Genomic DNA, 11177 nt, shown 5'->3' with positions numbered 1-11177 from the left:
TGAAGCAGTAGTAGGCAGAGGCAGGGAGAGAATGCTTTCTTCTCTCTAAAACAATAAATCTAAAAACTCTTCTTAGTACTGGAAAACAAAAATATCATCAATCTCTGAAAATAAAAGCAGAAAAAACAAGTGTAACGCGTAAACGCATGGAGTAAAATGCTATTCACTTGCAACTCTTCCCACGTACAAAACCCAAATAAGAACTAGGGGCATGCTACTAATCATCATGCACCTTCGGAAAGCAAGGGGGGTAAAAGCCATTAAGGTACGTAATGCCACGCACTTAAAGGGCGCTCAAGAACTAAATCTAAACTCAGATTCTCTTGGATTTTATATCATCCTTCCCTTTGTCCTATGTGTAGTCTGTATAGCCAAATCCTCAAAACAATCTGCCAACTTTTTGTAACAAAAAAACTGCAAACAATTCATTGACATCCAAACTATCTATATCACTAAATACTAAGGCGGATTTTTACCTAGAAAGCTTTTTGGGGTAGCGAGCCTATGCCTATGATCATTGTGATGATGCCAACTTTTTGCAAATAGTGTTTTAAGAGGGTAAAGCATTATGTTGATAGCAGAAAGCCTGTAAAGAGAAAATGGCTATGGTATGTAAGAATAGTGCCGTTTTTTATACGGAGCTGCCTTATTATAAGATTAAGTAAGGTAGGGGAAGAACGTATAGGTATGTAATTTACGCGCATAAAGGCTTTGTAGAAATTAGATCTAAACTCAGATTTTCTCTCTTTAGGGAGTTAAGACTTGTATTTTTATCATAATGACTAGCTTCTCCATCATAATATTTCTTCACGAGAGCTTTCCAAAAATAGTACACTAGCTAGTTTGTTCTTAAAAAAAATAATCAAGGCAATACTTTTGCACCATCCTCATTCGCCATCCTTAAGGGCGGCTTTTGCATTTACAGAAATTGCCCACTGACTTTAGAAGCGGAGCCTAGAAACGTGGGGAAGAGGAACACCATAGAGCGGTGTGACTACTCATGTTGTCATGCTATAGAAATATTTGGTTTTGTAGGGTAGAAGCAGCCACTCCCCTTTAATGCCTAAAAAGCATTAAAAATGGCACGAGAAAATGCTGGTAGTCGTGATATGGTTTTTATTATGGCTGATCCATGAGCTCTAAGATATAAATTGAGAGGGAATGGGCGGCATTAAAAGTTAAACGCGCATGGCGAGGCTTGAGATTGATTAGTTCAAAATCCTTTTCTGAGCGGCCGTGCGCTGCACCTTTCTTGTTTCTTAACTTTATAGTACCGCGCACAATTTGATACAGACCGGATGCGATCATTTTTAAGTCATTTTCATCTAGATCTTGATTTTTTAAGTTTTCTTGCTTCATATCTTCGGGATGGATCTTAGCTTTCTTAACGACTTCTTCCCATAAAGCGGGCAGATTATTACGGGCGTTTTCTGCATATGGGATAGAATGGTGGTCGAGATAAGCTTTGCAAGAGGCTTCCAACAGATTTGCTGCAAATAGAACTGCCTCCCTTGGATCTTTTTCTATATTTTCTAATGCTCTATTTATTTCGATTTCTACTGCTGAAAGTTCTTTCTCTGCAATACGTTTTTGTAGCTCTTCCATCGAGAGGAGACCAGCTTTTTGCAATTCTTGTGTGAAGGTCACCTCATTCTTGATAATATATCCTCCACGCTGATATTCTAATCCATCTTTCTTTAACGTTTCTAAAATTTTACGTTGATCTTCTTTAAGCTCTTGTAGCATTTGGTCTTCTGGTATGTCTTGAAATATGAATCCGACTAACTTATGAAACTCGCTGTCCAAAAAATCACCAAGCAGGGGACCAAGGACTTCAAGCGGTTCATTGCATTTTACATTGATTGTATCTAGTCGTTTCTTAATCGTGACTTCTTTATCATCACTTAGGTACTCATGAGGAGCAGATGGTGTATAAAAGAATAAGGCATCCAAATTCTCTGGCCAATAGTACTTTGGTAATATTTGAGAGAGTGCCCTAATTGTTGCAGGAGGGATTTTGTTTTTCTGAGATATTGTTTGCGGAGACGATAATTGCATTTTGTATCTTTGTAATATCAAAAAGTGGTATGTTGAGTGGTTTTTAGAATATGATTTTATTGCCTGACCTTGCTTAGAAAGTCGCGCAACAATTTTGTGGCTTATATAAGATTTGTGAAAGAGAAATGCCATATTGTGTTTTAATTTTTTTCTCCTTTCATTGTTATAACAGTGAAGCAGTGAAGGGGGTGAATAATGCGTGATAATTGGAAAAATATAGAATGAGAACAGAAGTATAATTTTGTATTATCGTAACTGCAATAGCATTCTTTATTGGCAGATTGTTTATTGGAGAGAAGGAAGCAGGCAATGCGCATAATCCCTGAAAGGAAGGTTTTGTGACAAGAATTTCAATAATGGCATGTTACTAAATGTTGTGTGTGTTCTTTGCTTGTCAGAAAAAGTAGATGGCGCTCTTTATTTGCATAACCGGTATAGAGTAATGCGGGAGGCTAGTTTAAAATCTCGTTTATTCCGTTAAAGCTTACTGTTTTCTATAAAAAGACTGTTTTCGTGATATCCGCTGTTAATCTCGCGTATTTGGTAGAGATGAAAATATAAACGTTTATCGTGTCTGTAAGGGAGCTTGAAGCAATGAAGTTATGTGTAAAAGAGTTCTGAAAAGCTTCTTTTGTCCGTAAAACTTATAAGGAAAATTTAAAGGCAGGAAAATGTTAGAGAAATCTAAGAGTACGCTGTGAAAATCAAGAAACAGTCTTTTTAGAGATGGTTTGCTGTCTGTCATCGTGCTTCATGATTTTCAATGTTTTTAAAATTTCTTTCTCAATGAGAGAGGGCTTTTTTATTAAAGCGGGGGAGATTTGTTATGACAGTTAACAATGAAATGGAGAGAAGATGCTGCTTTACCAGCTGTTTTTGTCGCTTCAGTTTCATTTGAACCTATTGTGATTATGAAAGCATAGTGATTCAATGACTTTGAAAAGGGGGGAATAACATTATCAAGTTTGCAATACAGTGCGATTTTTTGCATCGCGATGCGTGGCAGAAGATGGTCAGCATTTGGGGGCATTGTGGGTTCTATATTCTATGCTGGTTCTGTAGGGCGTCTGTTAGCGCATTTATGGAACTATTCCGCATTGAAACGCGTGCTTAATTTCGTGGATCTTTGCAAAGGTCTGATCAGAAAATCCCATATTTCAAGAGGTTTTTAGAGGGATCTAAAAGCACAGAGGTATCATAAAATTACAAACACCGTACGTTACTGGAGGTGATCAATTTTAGAGCTTAAGGAGCTTATCGATTTAGTGTTCTTTCATAAAAATGATGAAGGCTATGGTCAAGGTCTCAGTGTGTTGGTTTCTCGAAAAGTGGTAAATGCTGTATGATTTTATAAGCTATTGCCAATGTTATGGCTAGGGAGTTCAAATAAAGCATATCATAAATCGGAATTCTTCTCTTTACGCGATAAGAGGAGGGCTAGGCAAAACAGTAAAAATGCAGCGATAGAGAATATGAAGAATACGATATATGTTTGGTTTAAGGACAGGGATTTTTCTGTCAGCGAATGGATCAAAAAGCCAGCGAATATACCCCCTAAGGCACCACCTATTTGCTGTAATATGCGTGTGATAACGGCTGTATCTTTGACATATAAACTGTTGACATATTGGATGGGGGCGGAAAGGCAGACAATGGTGGCGATGCCAAATCCTATGCCTCTTAGCAAGAATCCAAGTCCATCCATGCTTATATTATAGCCAAAACATAATAACCCAAAGCTTGATATCACTAAACCAATTCCTATCATGAAAAAGGGAGATTTTTCTTTCCATTTTTGGTAAATAAATTTCCTTCCGATCCATGCTCCTACCCCTTGCAGAGCAAGGAGGGCACCGATGATGAGAAGGCTATTTTCATGGGCTTGTTCCATGGCAACGGCTAGTGGGAAATAAACGAGGAAGCTATAAAAAAGAAATGAAGCAACAAGCCCCATGATCATGAGTAATGTGTAGCGCGCATTTTGAAATCCGCTAAAGACGATTAATTTGTTTTTTGCTTTCTGATTAGAAACAATGAATAATATGAGAGATATCATGGCTATAAGCGCTAGGATAAAGAGGGCGTTGTGGTTATTGATGTTTCTGGCTTCTGTGAGGTAAAAAAACGAAAGAAGGGAGATGGAAAACGCTAAAAATGCAAATAAGTTAAATTTTGTTTTTGTTGTTTCGTTGCTCTTTAAATGTTTTGCTCCAAGGGTGAGTGCCAATAAAATAAGCGGAATATTGATAAAAAATAACAAACGCCAAGACACATACTGAGCAAGCGAGGCGCCTACCAGCGGACCAAAGGCAGGAGCGAAAACTGTTGGTACGGCTATGGTGCCCATGGCTTGGCGCACTCGTGTCTGTCCAAATTGTAATGCAATGATGGTTTGGCTAAGGGGCAGTAAAAGACCTGTCCCGAAACCTTGAACGATACGGGCAGATATAATAGTTGGAAAACTATAGCTTAATCCTACCCCCAGTGATCCAAGCATAAAAATGAAGCTTGCAAGAAACCAAGTGCTTTTGATACCTATTCTTCCTTGCACAAAAGCGGCCATTAGCAGCCCTGGAACGGTGGCGAGAAAATAGGATGTTACAACCCATTGTATATTATTTCCTTCCACGGAAAAATAATGCGCAAGGTCCGGAAGGATGATATTAACAATGCTTCCGTCCAGCAGAGGAAGTATGCTGGAAATAATTACGGTATATATGACATACTTTTCTGATTGAGTGTAGGAATCTCTCTTTTGCATTATTATGCCCCCTGTTGATATTCTTTAAAATATTGTCCCCGCCCCATTCACAGACTTTTAAAAATTAACACGTGTTTGTGATATCTGCGGCTTTGATATTGGAATGAATATGATTGGAAGTGCTGATGGTCCCCTTGTATACAATCCCTCTTCCTCCAAAATAAAACCATCGGTTAAGTTGATCTTAATGAGTTTATCGAGGAGTCTATTTGCCGTCAACTCAATCTGCATGAGAGCAAAAGCAGAACCTACACAAACGTGCACGCCTGCTCCAAAGGCTAAATGGTTTGCGGTCCTTATGAGACCCGCCCCAGTTTTACTGCCCCGTTTACGTTCTGGTATAAAATGATTGGGGTTCACAAAAATATCAGGATCACGGTTAGCTGCTCCAATCATACAAAAAACAAGAGAGTCGGCTGGTAATGTGACTCCTGCGAACTCTATCGCTTGATTGGTCTGGCGTGGTATAAGCTGAACGGGAGAAGTCAAGCGCAGTGTTTCTGTGATTGCATCGCCAAGAAGTCTCCTGTCATTTTGGATTTTTTCTAATTCATTTGGGTGTGTGAGTAAATGATAAAAAAGATAAGCTAATGTTTTATCAGCAAGTTCTATGGCGGCCAATAACATGTTAAGGACGAGAGCAACTATTTCAGAAGTTGTCATGCTATTAGCATCATTTGTTTTCTGGCATAAAACAGAGATTAAATCTTCTGATGCGTTTTTGTCCCATTCTTCTATAAGTGGTGTTAAATAAGAGATGATATCTTTGCTGCACGATATTTTTCCTCATCTGATTGGTTTAGGCTGGTGACAAAAGATGCAACTCCCTTATGCCACATGGATATATCCTTGTAGCAATCTATTGGTAGGCCTAAGACCATTAATGTAACAAGCACACTATAGTCTTTACCGAATTCATTTATAATATCTATTTTCCCCTTTGCAAGATGCGGCATGAGAAGCTGGTCTATTATTTCTTCAATAATTTTAGTATAGTGCGTGCGGAACATTTTTCCAGTAAGTTTTGAAAGTATGGCGTGCCGCTTGCTATGGTGCTCATGCCCTTCCATTTGTGCCAATACGCGATCGGCCCATTACCGGCTCTGCTCGAACGGCTAAGGGCGCTGTTGTAAAGCGGGTATCCTTCAAAATTGCGCTGACATCTTCATAGTGGCCAAAAAAATAAGCTTTAAGATTTTCATCCCAAAGAACAGAGTTAGAAGAATGTACAGTTTGGTATATATTATATGGATTTTTTTGGAAATTTTTGTCCATAACGTTGAATTTAATAACGTTGCGCATCATTCATTTTCCCCTGAATCTTCAATCATAAACTGGTTCTTCTCATAAGTTTGCGTACATATCGAAACAATTCCGTGACCTTGTTGTTTATCAACACAGAGAGGTTGTTCACAATTGAGCAACAATTCTCCAACCGGCCATTCACGATGGTAGGCTAAAACTGAGTTTTCTCTATTTAAGTAAAGATGGGCTATTTACGTAGAAAGGGATTTCATCAAAATATACTCAAGAGAAATATTTGTTGTTTCTAAATTCTTTGTTTCTTCAATTGATAATCCCACGCTTTTTGCCCGACGTTCAACTGCTTGGATTGACATTTTCGTGCATAATTCACGAAATTTTGAATTTTTTTTGCACAAATCTATAGCCTTTAATTTCAATTTTTTATAATTTTCATTTTGCTTGTATTGAGAGAAGTCAAGAATGCGAAATGATTTTTCTAAATTATAAGAATCATGAATATTATATAATATGCCTCTTATGCGATTGAGCTCTTTTTTTGTTTTCCTCTCTGCTTTAGCCTTAGGCACTCCAGAAGCTAATAAGAAGCATGGCTGATTCTATATCTGGGAGCAATACGTCAATATCTTTGAATTTCTTTGCAGCCCAACATATGAGCTCAGTGATACATTTTTCTGAAAACCTTGTGTTGAACGGACTTATACCGATCATAAGATGTTGCTTCATCGCAATTAAACGAGAGCAGTTTTCCGATTGCCCCCTTAATAGAAAACGAAAGACGGTTCTTGATATCTATTTCTTTTTGTAAACTCACACTCAACCCTCCCCCCGCATTCTATTATGGTGATTGTGGGAATATAATTTATTTAAAGAACTGATAACCAATTATCGAATAGTGTCCCATTATGTAACAAATAAAAAGTGTCTTGTAAAGGCAATTACGGATAATTAATCTGTTAAGTTAACGTAAGATACACACGGGTATTTGTACCACTTTAGTCATGAACATGGGAGAGATTCCAAATCCCGATGTATAGGGTTTGACGTTTACCCAGTGCTGGAATGTTAAGAGGAGATGTGCAAGCATTGAATTGAAACCCCAGTAAACGGCGGCTGTAACTATAACGGTTTTAAGGAAGCAAGACTACTTGTCGGGAAAATTCCGATCTGTACGAATGGTGTAACGAGCTTCTCCGTTGTCTCCAACGTAGACTCAGTGAAATTGAACGCACTGTGAAGATGGAAGGTTTTGGCCGGTTAGATAGAAAGATGACATAGTCCGCTAACTATCATTAAGTCCCTTTTTTTGTACGGCACTGTTCAAGATAAAACCTAATATGCCTGTGATCATTGTGGCGATGCCAATGATAAACAGTGTGCTTTGGGTGTGATGCACTTTTACAAAACCGGCTCCTAGAAAGCCAAGGCACACCGCTGTTTGTATGATAAAGATATAGGCAGGCATTTGGTTGTTTCGGTGTTCTTTCTGAATGGCTTTCATCATAAAACTTGCCATCAGAGCATTTTGTACGCCGTTTGCACCCCCAAGGATGAAAAATGACAGCATCATTAACCATACAATATGTGTTAAGGAAAAGCAGAAAATTGCAAAACCAATTATTGTAGCGGCAAGTGATGCTCCAGCGGCATTACCAAAGCGATGAAAAAGGCTGGAGAAACAGAGTGGACCAACCACGAGGACAAGACTTAACATGCTTGTGATTACCCCATAGGTTTCTGCACTGAAGTACAGCTCAGTGCGGATGCGGACAATCGATAAGACGTTGAGAGCAGAGGTGAGGATGATGGTAATGATGAGGGGAGAAAGAGCATAGACAACATTTTTTTTACGCAAGAGACCCGTTAAATCTAGCCCTTTTTTGCTTTTTTGCGTTGTGTTTGTCGTTTGTGTATGAATTTTAAAACTTTTAAAACAGAAGAGAGTGATAAAGGTAGCAAAAAGAACCATGATTGATAGTGCAAAGAGCCCTTTTTGCCCATTTGATATTCCATACAATACACCTCCTAACAATGGTCCGGCAATATAGCCAAGATTACGAACTGTTTGGATAATGCGGTTGATACGGTCTAATTGCTGATCATTGGTTGCAAATTCTGGGACGGAAACGAGGATAGCAGACCAAAAGAGTGAACCAGCACAACCTAGTGCGAAAGAAAGTGCAATGTAAACCCAAAATTGGTTGGCGATTGCAGCTGTGGCTATAAAGAGTGCTTCAAACAATAAAACAATGGGTACTGTTCGCGCTGGTTGAAGGACATTATAAACAAAAACACAATAAAGTCAATAGTTTGTATGCAATTATTTTATATGAATCCACTTAAGAATCCACACTTTTATGCATGATTCATTTGATCATTTTTTATATAAGATTGCCATGTATGAATAGACCATAAAAAGCAAATCACGATGTAAATGTTATAACGCATGTGTGCATTCAAATGAAATGAAAAGCAGATATCATTTATAACAGTTTATAAATTTTATGATACGTTTTTATCACAGCACAAATCACATTGTTTAAAAATTTAGTCGTTTGGAATTATCGATTATACGTTTAAAGAATGGTATAAGTTTTGCTCTTTTTTGAGCGAAACCTTAAAAAGGAATAATAGGTTTAATTTATAAAGATTGCATAAAAGGATTAAGGATAAGAACGCTTTTAAAACGCTTACTAAAAGTTAAAAAAACGATAAAGAGGTATTTTATATCTTATGAAATGAAAAGCCTTTTAATGAATAGATTGCAGACTAGTTTTTAAGAACGGAATTATTCGCTTCCACAAAACTAATACCACAGTAGTAAAATACTATTTTACCTTAGATATGCTACTAAAAAACGTTTTAAAAGTTACCATTTAAAAGTACAGAGCACAAATATAGAGCGATTAATTTGCAAAAAAGTTATGTTTAAAAGAAACTTATGAAAGCCTTTCTAAATACTGTTTAAACGTTTGAAACAGATGTTTATAACAGTTTCTAAAGCCTTGCGTTTGATAAAAGCGGTTGTTTATTGTCTTTATGAGAGCTTGTTTTAAAAGCCAACGTTTGCAACTGTAAAAAACGGGTTTTGTTAAAGCTACCAAGTATTTTGATTTGTTTGATAGGTTTTGATTTTAGAATGTAAGTTATTTCAATTTACTCAACTCAATTTTAAAGTCAGTATATTGAAACGTTTTAAAAGAAGCATTTTGATCATGTGCTTTATTTCAAATGACCACCTCACAAAGGAGGAGTTATGATTAATACGTTTGATAGCCATAACAAGCGTTTTATAGGCTCTCTCATTCAAATGAGTGATTAAAGATCATACACATCATACATTTCTCTTGATAAGTTTTCATATCTTGAATAGAGCGCTTGTAATATAATACGTTTTGTATATATGCGTTCATAACTCCATTTGAAATGATTCATAAGGGTAGACATTTGAAAGCCGCGTCATAATCACTTGACACGGCTTTTTTTGCATTCTCTCTTTTATGATGGGTTTATAACCATAAAGAAGGCACTTCCATGCCTGTTATTTATGCTATTTATCAATCTTAACAACGTTATCGCTTTCATAAACCTCATAATTTTGAGCAACTGATTTTACATTGCTTTGTTTATCTATTTTTGCTTTTCCATAGGCACGACCATAGACCTTTACAGAACCAGAGATTTTTGCATTCCCATAAACAGAGCCATAAACCGCAGCACGCCCACTCACAAGAGCAGAGCCGTAAACCTTGCCATAAATCTTTGCAAAGCCTTTGATAGCAGCCTGTCCATAAATTTTTGCACTGTTGTAAATACAAGCAGAGCCAGAAACCTTTGAATGACCATAGATTCTAGCATGATCATAAACAAAAACATCATGAGAAACGCGCGCATGTTGATAAATATGGGAGTTGCTATAAACGCGGGCGTGATCACAGACATGAGCATTGCCATAGATATTGCCAGCCACATGAGCACTTCCATAAACACAAGCATGGTCATAAACTTTAGCATATCGAGTGATTAAAGCCTTTCCATAGACCTCAGCATTCCCATAGACACGCCCCCGCACATGAGACAAATGACGTACTTTAGCATGATCAGAAACATGAGCATAGCCATAGACACAAGCCTCATCATAGACCCAGCAATTGCCATAATGAGATAAGTTCCCTTCATTTTCGATATAGCCACCTAAATCGCCAGCCTTAACATCATCAAAATCTCTTAAAGCCCGAATGCGATAAAGGTTTATAATTTGCTTAGTAAGTCTCTCTTTAATTTGTTTGATTTGATTGGTTAATTCATATTTTTTACACATAGAGATCCCCTCACAATCTAATGTGATAAACGTTTGATAAAATTTGAAATGGAAAAATTGGGTTGGAAAGCAGGCGCCCCCGCCGCGCCCGCGCATTATTTACGCAGCGTTATTTTCAATAATCTTTACAACGGTATCGTTTTCATAAACCTCACAATTTATGGGAACCTAATATAAATCACTATCTCTTTTTAATCTTGCATTGCCATATACATTATCTCTAATCACGAAATAACCAGAGATTTTCGCATTACCATAAACAGAGCCATAAACATCAGTATGACAGCCCACGCTAGCATTCCCATAAACCTTGCCATAAATTTTAGCAGCGCCACTGATAACAGCATGATCATAAACCTCAGCATTGCCATGAATACGAGCGCTCCCTGATAATTTTGCATTGCCATAAACCCGCGCCTGATGATAAACCCAAGCATTATAAGAAAGATGCGCATTGTCATAAACATGAGCATTTGCATAAACGCGGGCACTGTCACATACATGGGCATTGCCATAAACATTACCCATTATAATAGCTTTATTAAAAACCTTGGCATTTTCATAAATATGGGCAGGATTTAAAACAAGAGCATTATCGTAAACCCAGCAATTGCCATCATGAGAGAGGTTACTTTCATTTTCAATAAAACCACCCAAGGCACCAGCCTTAACATCGTCAAAATCCCTTAATGCTTGGATGCGATAAAGAGTTTGATTATTAAATACACGTGTCTCATTTGTGAGTGCAAACTTTTTTTGCATAGCACAATTCCT

General features: G+C 37.5%; 9 protein-coding genes, 3 pseudogenes and 1 other annotated feature. All 12 genes and pseudogenes read right to left on the bottom strand.

Going from position 1 to position 11177, the window contains the following annotated elements; translation table 11 throughout:
• Window positions 1-1119: 1119 nt before the first annotated feature.
• Window positions 1120-2058: an abortive infection family protein gene (locus ACFIQC_RS08455; protein ID WP_375682763.1), complete on the bottom strand. Its 939-nt coding sequence runs from the start codon at window positions 2056-2058 to the stop codon at window positions 1120-1122.
• Between the two features lie 805 nt (window positions 2059-2863).
• Window positions 2864-3088 carry a hypothetical protein gene (locus ACFIQC_RS08450; protein WP_375621799.1) on the bottom strand — a complete coding sequence of 75 codons (225 nt, stop codon included), beginning with the start codon at window positions 3086-3088 and terminating at the stop codon, window positions 2864-2866.
• A 366-nt stretch (window positions 3089-3454) separates the two neighbouring features.
• Complete coding sequence (locus ACFIQC_RS08445; RefSeq protein WP_375707011.1) at window positions 3455-4819, bottom strand: MFS transporter; 1365 nt, start codon at window positions 4817-4819, stop codon at window positions 3455-3457.
• A 57-nt stretch (window positions 4820-4876) separates the two neighbouring features.
• Entirely contained in the window at window positions 4877-5557 is a 681-nt protein-coding gene (locus ACFIQC_RS08440) for a cytochrome P450 (RefSeq protein WP_375707012.1), read from the bottom strand.
• A gap of 8 nt (window positions 5558-5565) precedes the next feature.
• The gene (locus tag ACFIQC_RS08435; protein WP_375707010.1) at window positions 5566-5898 is read right to left on the bottom strand and encodes a hypothetical protein; all 333 of its coding nucleotides are present in this window, start codon (window positions 5896-5898) and stop codon (window positions 5566-5568) included.
• Window positions 5876-6124 (bottom strand): hypothetical protein, encoded by a 249-nt coding sequence (locus tag ACFIQC_RS08430; protein ID WP_375707009.1) that lies wholly within the window; start codon window positions 6122-6124, stop codon window positions 5876-5878. Before ACFIQC_RS08430 ends, ACFIQC_RS08435 begins: the two co-directional genes overlap by 23 nt.
• Window positions 6121-6657: pseudogene (locus ACFIQC_RS08425) on the bottom strand (tRNA-dependent cyclodipeptide synthase); the annotation flags it as partial. The gene ACFIQC_RS08430 and the pseudogene ACFIQC_RS08425, both read right to left, overlap by 4 nt.
• On the bottom strand, window positions 6644-6793 hold the full coding sequence (locus ACFIQC_RS08420) for a tRNA-dependent cyclodipeptide synthase (RefSeq protein ID WP_375674217.1): 150 nt from the start codon (window positions 6791-6793) through the stop codon (window positions 6644-6646). The pseudogene ACFIQC_RS08425 and the gene ACFIQC_RS08420, both read right to left, overlap by 14 nt.
• Window positions 6741-6896, bottom strand: a complete 156-nt coding sequence (locus tag ACFIQC_RS08415; RefSeq protein WP_375674219.1) for a hypothetical protein — start codon at window positions 6894-6896, stop codon at window positions 6741-6743. The genes ACFIQC_RS08420 and ACFIQC_RS08415 overlap by 53 nt, the downstream gene beginning before the upstream one ends.
• 85 nt (window positions 6897-6981) lie before the next feature.
• Window positions 6982-7270: a sequence feature (23S ribosomal RNA rRNA prediction is too short), on the top strand.
• Window positions 7271-7364: 94 nt separating this feature from the next.
• Window positions 7365-8354, bottom strand: a pseudogene (locus ACFIQC_RS08410) (MFS transporter); the annotation flags it as partial.
• A gap of 1278 nt (window positions 8355-9632) precedes the next feature.
• Window positions 9633-10403 carry a hypothetical protein gene (locus ACFIQC_RS08405; RefSeq protein ID WP_375629682.1) on the bottom strand — a complete coding sequence of 257 codons (771 nt, stop codon included), beginning with the start codon at window positions 10401-10403 and terminating at the stop codon, window positions 9633-9635.
• Window positions 10404-10502: 99 nt separating this feature from the next.
• Window positions 10503-11165: pseudogene (locus ACFIQC_RS08400) on the bottom strand (hypothetical protein).
• Between the last annotated feature and the right edge of the window lie 12 nt (window positions 11166-11177).

The sequence above is a fragment of the Bartonella sp. AA126HLJHH genome (genome assembly GCF_042197425.1).
Lineage (GTDB): Bacteria > Pseudomonadota > Alphaproteobacteria > Rhizobiales > Rhizobiaceae > Bartonella.
The sequence above is the reverse complement of the archived record's forward strand: the minus strand, read 5'-3'. Positions and strand labels throughout refer to the sequence as shown.